This is a genomic window from Chryseobacterium sp. IT-36CA2 (assembly GCF_949767875.1).
Taxonomy (GTDB): domain Bacteria; phylum Bacteroidota; class Bacteroidia; order Flavobacteriales; family Weeksellaceae; genus Chryseobacterium.
Genome location: NZ_CATKPG010000021.1, coordinates 1 through 18734, shown reverse-complemented (window position 1 = coordinate 18734; position 18734 = coordinate 1). Strand labels below are relative to the sequence as shown.

Below are 18734 nucleotides of genomic sequence, written 5' to 3'. Positions count from 1 at the left end.
ATGAAAATTACACTTAACAGAATAAACGACGATTTTTTATTTGAATGTACCAACGCTCAGGGAAATTCTATTCTTTTGGATAATACTTCCCAACCGGGAGCAAAAGGAGTTTCTCCAATGGAAAGTGTACTGATGGCAGTGGCTGGATGCAGCGGAATTGATGTAGTTTCTATTCTGAAAAAGCAACGCCAGGAAATCAAGAGTTTCCAGGCAGAAGTAGAAGGAGAAAGAGTACAGGTAGATGATGCAAAACCTTTTAAATCGATTAACGTTAAGTTCCTTTTAGAAGGAGAAATTGATCCTAAAAAAGCCCAGAAAGCAGCAGAACTTTCTTTTGAAAAATACTGTTCTGTATCAAAAACGTTAGAACCGAATGTAGAAATCGGATACGAAGTATATGTGAACGGAGAAAAAATTTAATCTCTTATACAAAATAGAAAAAGCCGGATGATTCATCCGGCTTTTTTATTACTCATTACCTATTACTGATTGCTCATCTAGAAGGTAAGTCTTGGTTTGATCAGTTTTGCCACGGTGGCAGTCCACCCTGTTTGATGAGATGCACCTACACCTCGGCCGTTATCTCCATGAAAATATTCAAAGAAGGTAATATAATCCCTGAAATGTTCGTCATAATTAAACTTTGGATTACCACCATTAAAGGCTCTTTGCCCATGTTCATCCTTTAAAAACAGGGAACAAAGTCTTTTGCTGATATTCTGAGCTACTTCATCAAGATTTCTTTTATCACCGCTTCCTGTTGGAAATTCTACTTTTAAACTATTTCCATAATAAAAATGGAAGCGTTGCAGACTTTCTACAATCAGGAAGTTAATAGGAAACCAGATAGGTCCTCGCCAGTTGCTGTTTCCTCCGAACATTCGGCTGTCACTTTCTGCAGGTGTGTAGTATACTATATTTTCTTTTCCGTGCACTGAGAATACAAAAGGATTTTCCTCATATACCTTAGACATGGCACGGATTCCGTAAGAACTCAGGAACTCATTTTCATCAAGCATTCTGGTCAGAACCTTTGTCAGTCTGTTTTTACGCAGGATGCTCATCAGATGTTTTCGGCCTTGTCCTTCCTCGTCCCAATGGGAAACAAGTTTGGTGAGTTCTGGCTTGTTTTTTAAGATCCATTCCATTCTGCTTCTGAAATTCGGCATCTTTTCCAGTAAATGATGATCCACAATCTCAACGGCAAACATCGGAATTAAACCTACAATAGTTCTTAGTTTTAAAGAAACACTGTCTCCGTTTCCAAGCTGCAACACATCATAGAAAAATCCGTCTTCTTCATTCCAGAGACCTTTTGTGCCTTCACCAAGATTTTCCATAGCTTCGGCAATATAAAGATAATGTTCAAAAAATTTGATCGCCATATCCTCATACACCTGATAATATTGGGCAAGCTCCATTGCAATGCGCATCATATTCAGTGCATACATCGCCATCCAGCTTGTTCCGTCTGCCTGTTCAAGATGTTGACCATCCTTTAATTCCATATTCCGGTCAAAAGCTCCGATATTATCCAGACCAAGAAAACCACCACCAAAAATATTTTTCCCGTTTTTATCTTTTCGGTTTACCCACCAGGTAAAATTAAGAAGCAGCTTCTGGAATACTTTCTCTAAAAATAATAAATCCGGTTTTCCATTATTTTTTTCATCAATTTTAAAAACACGGAAGCATGACCATGCGTGTACAGGCGGGTTCACGTCACTCATATTCCATTCATAGGCAGGAAGCTGACCGTTAGGATGCATATACCATTCTTTCGTGAGCAGCAAAAGCTGTCCTTTGGCAAATTCTGCATCGATGATAGAAAAAGGAACACAGTGAAATGCCAGATCCCACGTAGCATACCATGGATACTCCCATTTATCAGGCATGGAAATAATATCTTTATTGTGGAGATGATTCCATTCTGTATTTCTTACGTATTCGTTGAAATTTCTCGGGGCTTCAAAGTTCGGATCACCTTTTAGCCATTTTCCAATATTGTAGTGATAGAACTGCTTATTCCAGAGAAGTCCGGCAAATGCCTGTCTCTGAACATTTCTTTCGTCCTCGTTGACAGTGTCATTCTGAACGTCTTTATAAAACTCTTCAGCTTCAGCCTGTCGGGTATTGAAAATTTCATCAAACTTTTCAAAAGGTTCATCCGCCTCATCAGGACATAGTCTGAATTCAAAAACTTTTGATTCTCCGGCGCCAATAACTTCGTCAATCAGAAAAGAAGCTTTTGTCCCTTTCTTTTCGGGATTTATCGTATTTGCCTGATGGGTAATAAAATGATTGATCCCATCTTTGAAATAGCTGTTTTCGGCAGCAGGTGTTCCATGAAGTTTAGCGTTATTGGTTTCATTATCACAAAATACGCTTTGTGCATTGGTATTTCGGGAATAGAACTTTTTGATCGAAATACTATCATGGCCAATATTGATACTTCCGTTCTCAGAAGCATTGATTTCTCCTTTATAGGTATTATATCCCCATTTCCAGTTGTTTCTGAACCATACAGTAGGCGCTACCAGAATAGGTGCTTCATGCTGACTTCGGTTGCAGATGGTTACTCTGGCCAGAATATCATTGTGGTCGGCTTTACAGTACTCTATGAAAATATCAAAATATTCATCATTATCAAAAATTCCGGTATCGAAAATTTCATATTCCGGTTCCTTTTTACTGCGTTTTCCATTTTCGGCAACAAGGTCATCATAAGGAAATTCATTGATCGGATATTTATACACCATTTTCATATAGCTATGAGTAGGCGTATTATCCAGATAATAAAAAATTTCTTTGATGTCTTCCCCATGATTTCCCTGAGGGTTACTCAATCCGAAGAACCTTTCTTTTACCATTTTGTCTTTCTTGTTCCAAAATGAAAAAGCAAAACATAAAAGCTGCTTTACATCAGAAATTCCGGCAATGCCTTCTTCACCCCAGCGGTAGGCGTAGCTTTCGGCATTATTATGATTGGTAAAATTCCAGGCATTCCCGTTCGGGCTATAATCTTCGCGTACATTTCCCCACTGCCGGTTGCTTACATAAGGTCCCCAGTTTTTCCATTTGGTATCTTGTAATCTTTCTTTTTCAGCGGTCATATCTCATCATTTTTCCCCACGAAGTTAGTTTTTTTGAGAAGTAATTCCAATTTTTTTCATCTGAATAATTATTAATATAGTCTTGAAACACTTGTGTTTAAGGGCTTTTTTGAATATTAAAATATTTTTTTTTTGAAATTAAAAGAAAAGAACTACCTTTGCATCATTCGTTCATTCAAATATTGAAAATGTTATCAAGAAAGGTTGAGGGATTAGACCCTATGAAACCTTAGCAACCCTTTGCGCAAGCAAAGAAGGTGCTACGTTCTACCAAAGTATTTTGGACAGATAACTCACTGAAGTTCTTTTTCAGCCATTTCCTGTGGCATTTTCAATTGTATTAAAATTTAATAGAATTGAAAACAGAATTAAACTATATTAATCTTTCGTATCAAACTTATTCTCAAAAGGAATACCATATCTCATTAAGCTATCAGCTTTTTGGGAAAGATCTGTTTACAGCCCCTATCATTTTAATCAACCATGCTCTTACCGGAAATTCCAATGTATCCGGAGAAAAAGGCTGGTGGAAACAGTTGGTAGGAGAAAATCAGATTGTAGATACCGATAAATATACCGTTCTGTGCTTTAATATACCCGGAAACGGATATGACGATTTTTTAATTGAAGACTATGAAGACTTCACTCCTTCAGATATCGCAGCGATATTTCTGAAAGGGCTTGAAGCTTTACATATCAAAAATTTATATGCCATTATTGGAGGCTCTCTGGGAGGAGGGATTGCCTGGGAAATGCTTGCCAAGCAGTCGGATCTTGCAGAAATATTTATTCCTATAGCCTGTGATTACAGAACACACGACTGGCTTCATGCACAGTGTCTGGTTCAGAAATTTTTATTGAATGATAAAGAAGAACCATTACAGAAAGCAAGAATTCATGCCATGTTGTGTTATAGAACTCCACAGTCGCTCAACGACAGATTTCAAAACCAATATAACCAGGAAAAAAAATCCCTGGAATCAGAAGACTGGCTGGTTTATCATGGTAATGCACTAAACGAAAGATTTAGTTTGAAAAGTTACAAACTGATGAATCATCTCTTGATGAATATAAACGTTGCTGAAGAAGCACTGGAGAACATACAGACACGAATGCACATGATCTCCGTAGATACAGACTTATTCTTCCCGGCTTCTGAAATCCGAATGTGTTTTGAAAACTTACAAGAGAAAAATAAGGATGTTTCTTATCACGAGATCCAATCTATACACGGGCATGATGCCTTCCTAATGGAATATCAACAATTAAATAATATCATAAAAAATATTTTATAAAGTAATGAAAAAGGTTAACGAAATAAAATTCTTAAAAAATAGATCAATTGTCAAATTTGAAGGAGAAGATTTTCTGGGAGAAATTGGGATTGACGGACGAATTTTTAAAGCGCTTACCTTAGCGCGTATCAGTGTAGGAGTAATTTCACAACAAGCCATAGAAAACGGAATTTCTATTTTGGTTCAGGAAATTGATGCAGAAAAAGCAGTAGCTTGTCTTATTGATGAATTTGAAGAAGAAAGAAAATCTGGAAAAGTTTCTCAGATCTATAGTATCAATAATGTTTCTGTGATTGGTTTTGTAGCAGAAGATTTCAATAAAGTCTTTGCCGAACTGGCAAGAAACAATGTTTTCCCATTGCTTTTGAATCAGGTAGCAGGAGAAAACAGAGTAAATATCGTAGTGACTTCCTCACAGGATGAAAAAACAAGAAACATCATAGAATCTGAAATTTTCAAAAAACCAAAGACGGTTCATCTGGCAATCATTGGCCACGGAAACGTAGGAAAAACATTGATACAACAGGTTTTGGAATCTGCAGAAGAAATTAAAAAGCGTAAAAAAATAGACCTGAAAGTAGTGGCGGTAGCCAACTCAAAGAAAATTGCCTTCAACAAAAAAGGATTTGATGCCAATTGGAGTGATGAGGTTTTGACGGCAGAACATCCATCGAATGTTGAAGAACTGATTAATTTCTCTAATGAAAATCAACTTGAAAATTTAATCGTTGTTGATAACACAGCCAGCAAAGATTTTGTAAAGAACTATCACGCTTTGGCAGAAAACGGATTTGATCTGGTTTCTTCCAACAAAATTTTCAATACCCTTCCGATAGAAGAGTACAGAAAACTAAGATATACGTTGAGTAAAAATAACAGACGTTATTTGTATGAAACCAATGTTGGTGCAGGTTTACCGTTAATTGACACCATCAAATTATTACACCTTTCAGGAGAAAATATCACAAGAATCAAAGGAGTATTCTCCGGAACATTGAGTTATGTTTTCAACAATTTTTCTTTGAGAAATGATAAATTCTCAACCATCATCAATGAAGCTTTGGAAAAAGGATATACAGAACCGGATCCAAGAGAAGACCTATCAGGAAACGATGTGGCAAGAAAATTATTGATCCTGGCGAGAGAATTAGATTTAATCAACGAATTCGGAGATATCAATATTCAAAATCTGGTTCCGGAAAGCTTACTTGAAGTTTCAAAATCAGAATTCCTTTCAAGACTTGAGGAGCTTGACGAAGAATACCAGAAAATAAAAGAAAATCAGGAACCGGGACATGTATTGAGATATGTAGGAGATTTACACGGCGATCTTCAGAAAGATAAAGGTGAACTGGATGTAAAACTGATTTCTGTTCCTGCCACTTCAGCATTAGGACAGCTGAAAGGTTCAGATTCCATCTTTGAAATTTATACAGAAAGCTATGGTGAAAATCCAATTGTCATTATGGGAGCAGGAGCAGGAGCACAAGTAACTGCAAGAGGAGTATTCGGAGATATTTTAAGAGTAAGTGAAACAAAATAATTTGTACAAAATAAAATGTACAATGTATTCATGAAGAAGAGAGCAATGCCGAAGGATTTGTTTAATGAAGTATAGAATAGCAGCCTGAAAATACATTGTACATTATTAAAATTAAAACTATATGGAAAATTTTGAAACATCAGCAATAAGAACCCAAACAGAAAGATCTCAGTTTGATGAGCATTCTACGCCATTATATCTTACCTCAAGTTTTATATTTCAGGATGCAGAAGATATGAGAGCAAGCTTTGCAGAAGAAAAACCTAAAAATCTATACAGCCGCTTTTCTAATCCAAACGTAACAGAGTTTACAGATAAGATCGCTAAAATGGAAGGCGCAGAAGCTGGATATGCTTTTGCAACAGGAATGGCGGCCATCTATTCTACATTTGCAGCTTTGTTAAATGCCGGAGATCATATTGTAAGCTGCCAGTCAGTATTCGGGTCTACACACACGTTGTTTACCAAATATTTCCCGAAATGGAACATTGAAACCTCTTACTTCAAAGCAGGAGATGCAGAGAATGTTGAACAATACATTAAACCTAATACCAAGATCTTATATCTTGAAACACCTACCAACCCGGCTATTGAAATTCTGGATCTTGAGTTTTTCGGGCAGATCGCTAAAAAACATAACCTTATTTTCATTGTAGACAACTGTTTTGCAACACCTTATCTTCAGCAGCCCATCAAATACGGTGCAGATATTGTTGTACATTCAGCTACGAAACTGATTGACGGACAGGGAAGAGTTTTAGGAGGAATAGCAGTAGGAAAAGAAGAACTGATCAGAGAAATTTATCTTTTCGCAAGAAATACAGGACCTGCATTATCTCCTTTTAATGCATGGGTTTTATCAAAAAGTTTGGAAACATTAGCGATCCGAGTAGAAAAACACTGTGAGAATGCATTGAAGGTAGCTGAGTTTTTAGAAAACCATCCCAATGTGGAATTGGTAAAATATCCTTTCCTTAAATCTCATCCAAGCTATGAAGTAGCGAAAAAGCAGATGAAGCTGGGAGGAAATATCGTAGCATTTGAAATAAAAGGCGGGATAGAAGGGGGAAGAGCCTTTTTAGACAAGATACAAATGTGTTCATTGTCTGCCAACTTAGGTGATACAAGAACGATCGTTACTCACCCGGCATCCACTACACACTCCAAACTGTCAGACGAAGAAAGAAATGAAGTAGGGATTACTGCAGGATTGGTTCGTTGTTCAGTAGGACTGGAAAATGTAGAAGATGTCATTGCGGACCTGAAACAGGCTTTAGATTAGTTAATCGTTTACAGTTTATAGAGCCAAATGGATAGAGATTACACAGAATTAGCAATTTATAGGGAAGTACGAAAGTTGGTTACTCTGACTTATATTTTGACCACAAACTTTCCTGGAGAAGAATTATTGGCTTTAACAAGTCAAATAAGAAGAATGGCAACTTCAGTTTCGTTCAATATTACGGAAAGAAGTAAAAGAGAGACTCCTGAAGATACTTTACCGTTTCTACACATTGCCGGGGAATCACTTTATAAGCTAGAGGCTCATTTCCATTTGGCTCTAGACCAACACTATATTTCTAAAGAAGATTTTGAAATCATCAATAAAAAAATCCTCTTATGTAAAAAATTGGTTAGCGGATTTATAAACTGTTACAAATTGATAGGAAATGAAGAATTCAGAACAATTATATAAAGCACTATCCGAAAGAATTTTAATTCTTGACGGTGCAATGGGAACTATGCTTCAGCGATACAAATTCGAAGAAGAAGATTATCGTGGAGAACGTTTCAAAGACTGGGAACATCCTGTAAAAGGAAATAATGACCTGCTTTCCCTGACGCAGCCTCAGGCGATTGAAGAAGTTCACAAGAAATACCTTGAAGCGGGAGCTGATATCATAGAAACCAATACGTTTTCAGGAACTACTATTGCGATGGCAGATTATCATATGGAAGATCTGGTATACGACCTGAACTTTGAGTCTGCAAAAATTGCAAGAAAAGCCTGTGACGAATACACCGCAAAAAATCCGGACAAACCGAGATTTGTAGCAGGATCTATTGGACCAACGAATAGAACGGCTAGTTTAAGCCCGGATGTGAATGACCCAGGATACAGAGCTATTACTTTTGAAGAATTGAGAGTGGCTTACAAACAGCAGTGCGAAGCCTTGTTGGATGGAGGTTCAGATATCCTTTTGGTAGAAACTATCTTCGATACACTGAATGCAAAAGCTGCTTTATTTGCCATTGATGAGCTGCAGGATGAAAGAGGAATACAAATTCCAATCATGGTTTCCGGAACCATCACCGATGCTTCAGGAAGAACGTTAAGCGGGCAAACGGCAGAAGCTTTTCTGATCTCCGTTTCCCACCTGAATTTATTAAGCGTAGGATTCAACTGTGCATTGGGAGCAGATCAGCTGACTCCTTACCTTGAAACACTGGCTCATAATTCAGAATTCTATGTTTCAGCATATCCGAATGCCGGTTTACCAAATGCTTTCGGGAAATATGACGAAACCCCTGAAGATATGGCGAGACAGATTAAAGAATATGTGGAAAAGGGATTAATTAATATTATCGGAGGATGCTGCGGAACAACTCCTGAGCATATTAAAGCGATTGCAGACCTTGTAGAGAAATATGACCCAAGGAAATTGAAGAAATTTGTGTGATTTGATAGATTTTTTTAATTAAAATCAATAATGAAGGCTGAATTATAAGTGTTAACTTTAAGTAAACCACAAAGTTAAATATAATGGAAAAGCCAATTTACTTAAAAAATTCAGAGGATGCCAGATTATTTAATGAGCTGCGAAAGAAAGTGAACCAAAGGCTGGAAACAATTTCTAAGAACAGAGATATCTACATTCAGATCAAAGCGGTTATTCTGCCACTGGTCTATATCGGATTATATTTTCTAGCAATTTTGAATGCCGAAAAGCATTGGATCTATATTCTGAGTTTTGTTTTAATGGGAATTTCTCTGGTGTTGATTTATTTAAACTTAATCCACGAAGCTGCCCATAACAACATCTTTAAAAGTAAAAGAATGAACGGGCTGGTTCTTCATATTTTTGATTTTATAGGAGCCAATTCCTATATCTGGAAAAAAAGACATATCGCAAGCCATCATGCATACCCCAATGTAGATGGATGGGACACAGATATCGAACAGAGCGGACTGCTTTTAATCGTGCCGTGGATCAAAGCGAAAGGGGTACAGAAGTATCAGGATAAGTTTTTCTTTTTAGTATATCCGTTGTATTTGTTCAACTGGATGTTTATAAGAGACTTTAGAGACTTCTTTGATAAGGAAAGAGTGATTTTAAAAACCCAGGGAAAGATACCCATTATTGAAAAAGTAAAAATGATAAGCTATAAGCTGTTCTATTTCTTTTATCAGATTGTGGTTCCTGTAATGTTCTTTAAAGTATCAATAGGATTGGCTTTAGGGGCGTGGTTTTTACAGGTGATATCAGCAAGTATTTTTGCATTGTTTGTTTTGCTGCCTTTGCATCCGCTTCCTGATAATGCCTTTCCAAAATTAAATAAAGAAAAAGGTCTTCCATTCAGCTGGCTTCGGCATCAGTTTGAAGTGACCAATGATTTAAAAGAAAATAATTGGCTGGTAAGAAATATGTTGGGAAACTTCAATTTTCATGTTGCCCATCACCTGTTTCCAAACTACAGTTATATGTATTACAATGAAATCACGGAGGAAATTGAAGAATTTGCTAAAGAACATGATTTAGCGTACAAAAGATTTCCACTGATTACAGCTTTAGGTAAGCACAGGGATTTATTGAAACAGAATGCCAATAATGCCTACTATATTTTAGAAGAATAAAATGAAGTATTTAAGATTATCAGGCCTCGAGCCTCTTATCATAACGCCGGAAAGTAATTTCATCAATGTTGGTGAAAGGACTAATGTTGCCGGTTCCAAAAAGTTTTTAAGACTGATTAAAGAGGAGAAATTCTCTGAAGCATTAGATATTGCCCGCCATCAGGTAGAAGGAGGTGCCCAGATTCTGGATGTCAACTTTGATGATGGTTTGATTGATGGAAAAGCCTCCATGATCAAATTCCTGAACTTAATTGCCTCTGAACCGGATATCGCAAGAATTCCAATCATGGTAGACTCTTCCAAATGGGAAATCCTGGAAGCAGGTCTTCAGGTAGCTCAGGGAAAATGTGTAGTGAATTCTATCAGCTTAAAAGAAGGCGAGAAAGAATTTATCAAACATGCCAAAGCCATCAAAAGATATGGTGCAGCAGTCATTGTCATGGCATTTGATGAGGTAGGGCAGGCTGACAGTTTTGAACGAAGAATTGAAATCTCAAAACGTTCCTATGATATCTTGGTAAACCAGCTTGGCTTCCCTGCTGAAGATATTATTTTCGACTTAAATATATTTCCGGTAGCAACAGGAATGGATGAGCACAGAAGAAATGCCATCGATTTTATTGAAGCTACACGCTGGGTAAGACAGAATCTTCCTTATGCCTCTGTAAGTGGGGGAGTGAGCAATGTTTCATTCTCTTTCCGTGGAAATGATACTGTAAGAGAAGCCATGCACTCCGTATTTCTTTACCACGCAATCCAGGCAGGAATGAACATTGGTATTGTAAATCCGGCAATGCTTGAAGTTTATGACGAAATTAATAAAGAACTGCTGGAACTTGTAGAAGATGTAATTCTGGATAAAAGAGAAGATGCAACAGAAAGACTTCTTGATTATTCCGAAAAGCATAAATCAGTAAAAAAAGAAAAAACTGAAGACTTAGAATGGAGAAACAATCCTTTGCAGGAAAGAATTACCTATGCGCTGGTAAAAGGAATTGACCGTTTTATCGAAGAAGACGTAGAAGAAGCAAGACAATTGGCTGAAAGACCGCTTCATGTGATCGAAATTAATTTGATGACCGGAATGGGAGTGGTAGGAGATCTGTTCGGAAGCGGAAAAATGTTCCTTCCGCAGGTAGTGAAGTCGGCAAGGGTAATGAAAAAAGCAGTCGCTTATCTTCAACCTTATATTGAAGCTGAAAAAGACGGATCAAGACCAGCGAACGGAAAAATCTTAATGGCAACGGTAAAAGGTGATGTTCATGATATTGGTAAAAATATCGTGAGCGTTGTTTTGGGTTGTAACAACTACGAAATTGTCGACCTTGGAGTAATGGTTCCTGCTGAAAAGATTATCCAGACCGCCATTGAAGAAAAAGTAGACGTTATAGGATTAAGCGGACTGATTACCCCAAGTTTGGATGAAATGGTGTATATCGCTTCAGAATTAGAAAGACAAAATTTAGATTTTCCTTTATTAATCGGTGGTGCTACAACTTCAAAAGCACATACCGCGGTGAAAATCGATTTAAAATATAAAAATGCTGTCGTTCACGTGAATGATGCCTCAAGAGCCGTAAACGTAGTAAGCTCACTGCTGGGCGACAGAAATAAAGAATATGTTTCAGATTTAAAGAATGACTATTCCGATTTCAGAGAAAAGTTCCTGAACAGACAGGTAGATAAAGATTATGTTTCCATTGAAGAAGCAAGAGAAAACAATTTTAAAATAGATTGGAAAAACGAAGAGATCTTCACTCCGAATACGGTAGGAATAAAAGTCATCGAAAATCAGGATCTGAGAGAACTTCTTCCTTTCATCGACTGGTCTCCGTTTTTCAGAAGCTGGGATCTTCACGGGAAATACCCGAATATCTTAGAAGATGAGGTCGTGGGCGCACAGGCGAAAGAACTATTTAAAGACGCTCAGGTAATTCTGAAAAGAATTCTGGATGAGAAATTGTTGACCGCAAAAGCCATTTTTGGAATCTTTAAAGCCAATTCCAATGACTCTGATGACATTTTAATCTTTGATGAAGATAATAATGAGCAGGCGAAGTTTTTAACCTTAAGACAGCAGGCTCAGAGATCAAAAGGAAAAGACTATTTAGCTCTAAGTGATTTCATCGCCCCTCAAAGTTCCGGAAAAACCGATTATATGGGAGCGTTCTGTGTAACAACAGGATTTGGAACCGATGAACTATCCAACGAATATGAAAAAGCCAATGATGATTACAATTCCATCATGGTAAAAGCTCTGGCAGACCGTTTTGCAGAAGCCTACGCCGAATTTTTACATAAAAAAGTCAGAACAGAATACTGGGGATATGCCAATCAGGAAACTTTAAGCAATGAAGAATTGATTGCCGAAAAATACAAAGGAATCCGTCCGGCTCCGGGATATCCGGCTTGCCCTGATCATTTGGAAAAGAAAACCATCTGGGATCTTTTAAAAGTAGAAGAAAATACAGGTGTTTTCCTTACAGAAAGCCTTGCCATGTTTCCAACGGCATCTGTTTCCGGATATTATTTCGGAAGCCCGCATGCCAAATATTTCGGATTAGGAAAAATTACAGAAGACCAGCTTAAAGATTATGCAGCAAGAAGAAGTTGTAGCATCCAGGAAGCGAGAAAATGGTTGTCGCCAAATTTAGCAGATTAAAATTAACATGAAGATAACAGAACACATTAAAAATGCCAATGGAAAAACTTTATTCTCCTTAGAAGTTGTTCCACCACAGAAAGGAATCGGGATTGAAGACCTGTATACCAATATAGATCCGTTAATGGAATTCAAACCGCCTTTCATTGATGTTACCACATCCAGAGAAGAATATATTTATTTGGACAAAGGAAATGGGTTAATGGAACGCCGTATTACGAGAATGCGCCCGGGAACATTGGGAATCTGTGCCGCCATTCAGCATAAATATAATGTAGATACAGTACCACACCTTCTTTGTGGAGGATTCACGAAAGAAGAAACAGAATATCTGCTGGTAGACTGTTTGTACCTTGGAATTGATAATGTAATGGCCTTAAGAGGAGATGCCATGAAAGGACATCAGTATTTCGAACCCACTCAGGGAGGGCATGCAAGTGCTATGGATCTTGTGGGACAAATTAATAACCTGGGAAGAGGAAAATACCTTCACAATGAGGAAGAGGCATGTGATGAATTGAACAAATTCTGCATCGGAGTAGCCGGATATCCTGAAAAACATATGGAAGCCCCTTCTATGAATTATGATCTGAAATGGCTGAAACAAAAAGTAGATGCCGGAGCAGATTATATCGTTACCCAAATGTTTTTTGACAATAAAAAGTATATAGAATTCGTTCAGAAAGCAAGAGAAATAGGAATCACGGTTCCGATTATCCCTGGAATCAAACCTATTGCGACAAAGAAACATTTGAAAATCCTACCACAGGTATTCAAAATAGATCTTCCCGAAGAACTGATCAATGAAGTAGAAAATGCTAAGAATAATGAAGCGGTGAAGCAGATCGGGGTAGAATGGGCTATTGCTCAATGTAAAGAATTGCTGGATTTCGGAGTTCCTGTTCTGCACTTCTACTCAATGGGGAAGAGTGACAACATAAAAAAAGTAGCCGGTGAGCTATTCTAATAAAAGTACCAAAATGAAGGAACCCTGCCGTAAAAAGCAGGGTTTTTATTTTTTTAATCTGATACCGAATTAATTTTAAAGATAGAAGAGATGAAGAAAACCGTAGGCTATACACCCGCTAAGAAAAAATCAACTTTGTTGATTCCATCTTTGCTTCCTAACAAATATAACGACAGTAAATAAAAGCTTTGCGTCAAATACCCTCAAGCATCCAAGAAAAATTAAATTTCCATTAAAGGCCAGTATGTCTTTCAAACTCCTTATTCCCGTCAAATAAATATCTATAAGTAGCCAACTTTCGGGTAACCGTAGTTTCAAGAGCTTCTGCAATCTTAATCATTTTAGGATTAAAATCACCAATCCACTGTAGTTCCGTAATGGTAAAATCTGTGTGTTTTCTCAAATGTTGGGTTCCTTCCCAGATCATATATCCGTCAATACCTTTCTTCTGCCACTCAGGAACAACACCGAAAACAAGCCCCACCATTTTCTCATTCTTTTTAAAACGTTTTAAAAACAAAAATTTGAGCTTTTCAAAAATGCCGAACTTTCCATTCAAATATTTACACCACTGGTTGAGATCCGGAATATTGATCCACATGGCAATCGGTTTCTCATTTTCATAAACAAACCAGGAGATATGCTCATTGATGATAGGTTTCATCGTGTTGAACATTTTCAAAACTTTGGTTTCTTCCAGATACTTTCCTTCCCCATGAGAAGCCCATGCTTTATTATAAACCTCTGTAAAGTCTTTTGCGAACTTGGCCAGGTTATTCTTTTTCATAGGCTGCGCCGAAATTGCCGGATTTCTTCTGTTTCTTTCATGAGCAATGGTGAAAATCCTTGAAACTTCCGCAAAAACAGGTCTGGTAAAACAAAGCTGTTCAAAATAAACCTGAAAACCATAATTTTCAAAAAGTTCTTTGTAATAGGGAAGATTGTAATTCATTCCAAACAAAGGCTCAATAAAGCCCTCAATTAAAAGTCCCCAGAATTTATCCCGTTCCCCAAAATTGATAGGACCGTCCATAGCTTCCATTCCTTTTTCCTGAAGCCAGTTTTTACAATGGTCAAAAATAAAATTGGCCGTTTCCTGATCATCAATGCAGTCGAAAAAACCAAATCCTCCTGTAGGCTGCTTTTGCTCATAACAACCATTTATAAAAACGGCTACTTTACCAACAGTGTTGCCATCCTTTTTAAACAAAAACCTTTTACATTCACCGTTTTTAAAGAACTTGTTTTTTTCAGGATCAAAAATCTCCTCAATATGTTTATCTAAAGGCCGGATATAATTTTTGTCGGATTGATAAAGGCGGGCCGGGAATTCCAGAAATTCCCTCTTATGGAGTTTGTTTTGTACTTCTTCGACAATAATCATAGGCTTTTTAATCAGAGTATGCTATAAAAGATAATGTTTTTCATCCTATTTGAAATAGAGAAATAGATATTATCCGTATTTTTGCTGCAAATTAAATAAAAATGGTTGATTTTACTGATAACGACGATGATATTTTCACTGGAAAAGAACATACGCCTATAAGGGAAGATGCTTTTGATAAATCGCCACAGGAAAAAATTGAAAAAATTACTGAGCTTTTTGGCGAGATTATGGAAACATTAGGAATGGACATGACAGATGATTCTCTCAAAGACTCTCCAAGACGTGTTGCCAAAATGTACGTCAATGAGATTTTCGGAGGACTTCTTCCTGAAAACAAACCAGGAATCTCCACTTTCTCCAACAAATACAAATACCGCCAGATGTTGGTAGAAAAGGATATTACCGTATATTCTTTCTGCGAACACCACTTTTTACCTATCATAGGAAGAGCCCATGTTGCTTATATTTCCAATGGAGAAGTAATTGGTCTTTCAAAAATTAACAGAATTGTGGATTATTATGCGAAAAGACCACAGGTTCAGGAAAGACTTACCATGCAGATTGTAGATGCTTTGAAAGAAGCTTTGGGTACTAAGGATGTAGCATGTATCATTGATGCAAAACACCTTTGCGTTAACTGCAGAGGAATAAAAGATACGGCAAGTTCTACCATTACGGCAGAATTGAGCGGTATCTTCAGAACAAACCCTATTACAAGACAGGAATTCTTACATTACGTAGGAAGCCACGCAAAACTGGATTAATACAATGGACTACCAAATTCTTAGAAATATTATTGATGCTGAGCTTCAGAGATTTCAAAACATCTCGGAAGAAGAATGGTCATATAGAAGTTCTTCAGAAAAATGGTCTAAAAAAGAAATTATTGGCCATCTTTGTGACAGCGCTTTTACAAATATCCGTAGATTTGTAGTGACACAATACAAAGAGAACGAAAATATTGTATATGACCAGAATTTCTGGGTAAAAGCTCAGAACTATCAGAATGTTCCTACTTCAGATCTTATTGACCTGTGGAAGTCTTTGAACTATCAGATTGTTCACATCGTGGAAAATATCCCCGATGAAGCATTGCAAAAAACTTGCGATACCACCAAAACAGAACCTCGGATTTATACACTGAAGTTTATTATTGATGATTATGTAGATCACTTACAGCATCATTTAAAAGCGATTTAATTATGATAAAATTTAAAAAAGTTTCACATAAGATTTTTATCACAACAATTATTTGTTGTGACAGAGTAATTTTTTAACTCAATTTTGAATCTTTAAAATCATTAAATCTTTTAACTTAAAAATAAATGCAATTAAAAATATATAATTCGCTTACTGCAGAAAAAGAAATATTCAAACCTATTTTAGAAGGAAATGTCGGAATGTATGTCTGCGGACCTACCGTGTACAGCAATGTGCATTTAGGGAATGTAAGAACTTTCCTTTCCTTCGATTTTATTTACCGTACCCTCGTGCATTTAGGGTATAAAGTAAGATACGTAAGAAATATTACCGATGCAGGCCACCTTACCGATGATGGAAATGTAGATAACGACAGATTCGTAAAACAAACCAGACTTGAAAAGCTGGAACCTATGGAAATTGTACAGAAGTACACCGTAGATTTCCACAAAGTATTGGATATGTTCAATCTGCTTCCTCCAAACATCGAACCTACCGCTACAGGACATATTGTAGAGCAGATCGAATTGACTCAAAAACTTATTGAAAGAGGTTTTGCTTACGAAAGCAACGGTTCCGTGTACTTCGATGTATTGGAATACAACAGAAGAGGATTGAATTATGGCGAACTTTCAAAACGTAATATAGAAGAACTTTTCGCCAATACCAGAGACCTTGACGGACAGGGAGAAAAGAAAAACCCACAGGATTTTGCATTGTGGAAAAAAGCATCCCCAGCTCACATCATGAGATGGAATTCCCCTTGGGGAGAAGGTTTCCCGGGATGGCACCTTGAATGTACTGCAATGAGTACTAAGTATTTAGGTGAAACATTCGACATCCATGGAGGAGGAATGGATCTTAAATTCCCACACCACGAATGTGAAATTGCACAAGGGAAAGCTTGCAATGATGCAGCACCAGTGAATTACTGGATGCACGCCAATATGTTAACAATGAATTCTCAGCGTATGAGTAAATCTACAGGGAATTACATTCTTCCAATGCAGTTGGTTACCGGAGATAATGACTTCTTTGAAAAACCTTTCCATCCTTCAATTGTACGTTTCTGCTTCCTGCAGGCGCATTACAGAAGTGTGCTGGATATTTCAAATGATGCAATGATTGCCAGTGAAAAAGGATTCATCAGATTAATGGAAGCAGTAAAAGTATTGAATGCAATTACTTCTGACGATACAAAACAATCCGGTTTTAGTCTGAAAGAATGGAAAGATAAAGCCTATGAAGCTTTAACAGATGACTTCAATTCACCAATTCTGATTGCTCACCTGTTTGAAGCTGTGAAATACATCTTTGCTTTGAATGATGGTAAAGAAACAATCTCAACAGGAGATCTTGAAGATTTGAAAACCACTCTCAATGCCTTTATCTTTGATGTTTTAGGACTGCAGACCGTAGAAGAAAACAACAATGAAAAGCTTGATCAGACCTTAAAAGTTTTGATCGAATTGAGAAATCAGGCAAGAAAATCCAAAAACTTTGACCTGTCAGACCAAATCAGAGACAAACTGCTTGCAGAAGGAATCGAATTGAAAGACGGAAGAGACGGAACATCATACGTCCTGAACTAAAAATATAACTTCGTTTTATACCCATTCCGTAGGAGTCCCTTATATAAAGGATTCTTACGGAATGTTTTTTTTATACCCTCCCCTGAAAACATATCAGATTTCCATTTCTGATCCTTCATATAGAAAGCTATCACTTAACCCTCTCGTCTCTTCACTTTCCCATCTTCTTCTCACTTCTCCATCTCTCTCAAACCTACTTACAATCATCCTCACCCAAACTCTCAGACCCTCTCAGTCTCCAACATTCTCAGGAGCTTTATCCTGCTATCCATTCCTACTCCTCGCGCCAGCGCACTCCCACGCCCAAACCCACCCACCAACGTAAGCTGCGGGGTAACCATTTCTATCAGGGCTAGAAGAAAATTATAAATGATGAATGATGAATTATGAATGATGAATTATGAATGATGAATGATGTGTTATAAAGTTGCGGGTTCCTGGTTGTAGGGTTTCGGTAATCAGGTTGAAGTTTTTAAATCTATAATTCCATATAATAATCAGTGTAGAGATATCCTGCTATTCCCATTATGTCATTCCGCAGGAATCCAGACTTATTGATGAGAATTGTAAAGGAAGTAAAATGAGAGTATAATGTCTAAGGTTTTTTAGGAGTAAGTATTAGCGGTGTCATGCTGAGCAGAGTCGAAGCATTTTACTTACGATGCGTAATATTTCTGCTATTATAACCTCTCTTATATATACTGTATCTACTATCCTCTGTACAAATCCGTGCGACCTGTGGTTAATTGTATCTGGCTATTCAATAGAAGCGGGCTTTATCCCCAACCTGGAAAAAGAATATTTCTAGAAAGATATCTACTATTATATATAGGTATACCTTTCATTACTCATTACTCCTGAAACCCCCTTTCACACCCAAACTCTCCAACTCTCAAACCTTCTCCGCGAACCTCCCAAACAAATGTTTAAAATTTTTCTCTCTGCATTCCAGTGTCTTAGGGATAAATGTGAATAAAATGTAACATTTATGTTAAATAAATTTGCGTGGATTGAGTTAAGTTTCTACCTTTGCCCCACTGAAAAACGAAAGACATTCAGTAGCGCAGAAGAGCCTTTAGATAGGCAAAAACATTAGCTACTTCAAAAAGAGACGGACGA

Annotated in this window: 14 protein-coding genes and 1 riboswitch; of the genes, 12 read left to right on the top strand and 2 right to left on the bottom strand. The window is 37.2% G+C overall.

Annotation, left to right across the window (positions count from 1 at the left end; all coding sequences use genetic code 11):
- Positions 1-420, top strand: coding sequence for an OsmC family protein (locus ACM6F9_RS11545; protein WP_105702098.1), 420 nt, complete (start codon positions 1-3; stop codon positions 418-420).
- 77 nt (positions 421-497) lie between these two features.
- On the opposite strand, the gene ACM6F9_RS11540 is transcribed toward ACM6F9_RS11545, so the two are convergent.
- The gene (locus ACM6F9_RS11540; protein ID WP_414845875.1) at positions 498-3113 is read right to left on the bottom strand and encodes an MGH1-like glycoside hydrolase domain-containing protein; all 2616 of its coding nucleotides are present in this window, start codon (positions 3111-3113) and stop codon (positions 498-500) included.
- Between the two features lie 188 nt (positions 3114-3301).
- Positions 3302-3408: riboswitch (SAM riboswitch) on the top strand.
- A 61-nt stretch (positions 3409-3469) separates the two neighbouring features.
- On the opposite strand from ACM6F9_RS11540, the gene ACM6F9_RS11535 reads away from it, so the two are divergent.
- The 8 genes from ACM6F9_RS11535 (at position 3470) to metF (ending at position 13436) form a co-directional block, all read left to right on the top strand.
- The gene (locus tag ACM6F9_RS11535; RefSeq protein ID WP_414845874.1) at positions 3470-4408 is read left to right on the top strand and encodes an alpha/beta fold hydrolase; all 939 of its coding nucleotides are present in this window, start codon (positions 3470-3472) and stop codon (positions 4406-4408) included.
- A gap of 4 nt (positions 4409-4412) precedes the next feature.
- A complete protein-coding gene (locus tag ACM6F9_RS11530; RefSeq protein ID WP_414845873.1) occupies positions 4413-5951 on the top strand; it encodes an ACT domain-containing protein in 1539 nt (512 codons plus the stop codon).
- Positions 5952-6072: 121 nt separating this feature from the next.
- Entirely contained in the window at positions 6073-7233 is a 1161-nt protein-coding gene (locus ACM6F9_RS11525) for an O-succinylhomoserine sulfhydrylase (RefSeq protein ID WP_414845872.1), read from the top strand.
- Positions 7234-7260: 27 nt separating this feature from the next.
- Entirely contained in the window at positions 7261-7647 is a 387-nt protein-coding gene (locus ACM6F9_RS11520; RefSeq protein ID WP_414845871.1) for a four helix bundle protein, read from the top strand.
- Complete coding sequence (locus tag ACM6F9_RS11515) at positions 7622-8632, top strand: homocysteine S-methyltransferase family protein (RefSeq protein WP_414845870.1); 1011 nt, start codon at positions 7622-7624, stop codon at positions 8630-8632. The genes ACM6F9_RS11520 and ACM6F9_RS11515 overlap by 26 nt, the downstream gene beginning before the upstream one ends.
- A gap of 83 nt (positions 8633-8715) precedes the next feature.
- Complete coding sequence (locus ACM6F9_RS11510) at positions 8716-9807, top strand: fatty acid desaturase family protein (RefSeq protein WP_414845869.1); 1092 nt, start codon at positions 8716-8718, stop codon at positions 9805-9807.
- A 1-nt stretch (position 9808) separates the two neighbouring features.
- Positions 9809-12469, top strand: a complete 2661-nt coding sequence (gene metH / locus ACM6F9_RS11505; RefSeq protein ID WP_414845868.1) for a methionine synthase — start codon at positions 9809-9811, stop codon at positions 12467-12469.
- 7 nt (positions 12470-12476) lie between these two features.
- The gene (metF, locus tag ACM6F9_RS11500) at positions 12477-13436 is read left to right on the top strand and encodes a methylenetetrahydrofolate reductase [NAD(P)H] (RefSeq protein ID WP_414845867.1); all 960 of its coding nucleotides are present in this window, start codon (positions 12477-12479) and stop codon (positions 13434-13436) included.
- Between the two features lie 232 nt (positions 13437-13668).
- On the opposite strand, the gene ACM6F9_RS11495 is transcribed toward metF, so the two are convergent.
- Positions 13669-14820, bottom strand: a complete 1152-nt coding sequence (locus ACM6F9_RS11495; protein WP_414845866.1) for a hypothetical protein — start codon at positions 14818-14820, stop codon at positions 13669-13671.
- A 101-nt stretch (positions 14821-14921) separates the two neighbouring features.
- Between ACM6F9_RS11495 and folE the strand changes: the two genes are divergently transcribed.
- The 3 genes from folE to cysS all read left to right on the top strand — a co-directional run bounded on the left by folE (position 14922) and on the right by cysS (position 17615).
- Positions 14922-15587 carry a GTP cyclohydrolase I FolE gene (folE, locus tag ACM6F9_RS11490; protein ID WP_034694807.1) on the top strand — a complete coding sequence of 222 codons (666 nt, stop codon included), beginning with the start codon at positions 14922-14924 and terminating at the stop codon, positions 15585-15587.
- Between the two features lie 4 nt (positions 15588-15591).
- Positions 15592-16023, top strand: coding sequence for a DinB family protein (locus ACM6F9_RS11485; protein ID WP_414845865.1), 432 nt, complete (start codon positions 15592-15594; stop codon positions 16021-16023).
- A 125-nt stretch (positions 16024-16148) separates the two neighbouring features.
- Positions 16149-17615, top strand: coding sequence for a cysteine--tRNA ligase (cysS, locus tag ACM6F9_RS11480; RefSeq protein WP_414845864.1), 1467 nt, complete (start codon positions 16149-16151; stop codon positions 17613-17615).
- Positions 17616-18734: the final 1119 nt, after the last annotated feature.

Excerpts from the sequence above, each read along its gene's own strand:
- ACM6F9_RS11495 (WP_414845866.1), bottom strand. The coding sequence starts at position 14,820 with ATGATTATTGTCGAAGAAGTACAAAACAAACTCCATAAGAGGGAATTT.
- ACM6F9_RS11485 (WP_414845865.1), top strand. The coding sequence starts at position 15,592 with ATGGACTACCAAATTCTTAGAAATATTATTGATGCTGAGCTTCAGAGA.
- metH (WP_414845868.1), top strand. The coding sequence starts at position 9,809 with ATGAAGTATTTAAGATTATCAGGCCTCGAGCCTCTTATCATAACGCCG.
- cysS (WP_414845864.1), top strand. The coding sequence starts at position 16,149 with ATGCAATTAAAAATATATAATTCGCTTACTGCAGAAAAAGAAATATTC.
- ACM6F9_RS11530 (WP_414845873.1), top strand. The coding sequence starts at position 4,413 with ATGAAAAAGGTTAACGAAATAAAATTCTTAAAAAATAGATCAATTGTC.
- ACM6F9_RS11520 (WP_414845871.1), top strand. The coding sequence starts at position 7,261 with ATGGATAGAGATTACACAGAATTAGCAATTTATAGGGAAGTACGAAAG.
- ACM6F9_RS11515 (WP_414845870.1), top strand. The coding sequence starts at position 7,622 with ATGAAGAATTCAGAACAATTATATAAAGCACTATCCGAAAGAATTTTA.
- ACM6F9_RS11540 (WP_414845875.1), bottom strand. The coding sequence starts at position 3,113 with ATGACCGCTGAAAAAGAAAGATTACAAGATACCAAATGGAAAAACTGG.
- metF (WP_414845867.1), top strand. The coding sequence starts at position 12,477 with ATGAAGATAACAGAACACATTAAAAATGCCAATGGAAAAACTTTATTC.
- ACM6F9_RS11525 (WP_414845872.1), top strand. The coding sequence starts at position 6,073 with ATGGAAAATTTTGAAACATCAGCAATAAGAACCCAAACAGAAAGATCT.
- ACM6F9_RS11510 (WP_414845869.1), top strand. The coding sequence starts at position 8,716 with ATGGAAAAGCCAATTTACTTAAAAAATTCAGAGGATGCCAGATTATTT.
- ACM6F9_RS11545 (WP_105702098.1), top strand. The coding sequence starts at position 1 with ATGAAAATTACACTTAACAGAATAAACGACGATTTTTTATTTGAATGT.
- folE (WP_034694807.1), top strand. The coding sequence starts at position 14,922 with ATGGTTGATTTTACTGATAACGACGATGATATTTTCACTGGAAAAGAA.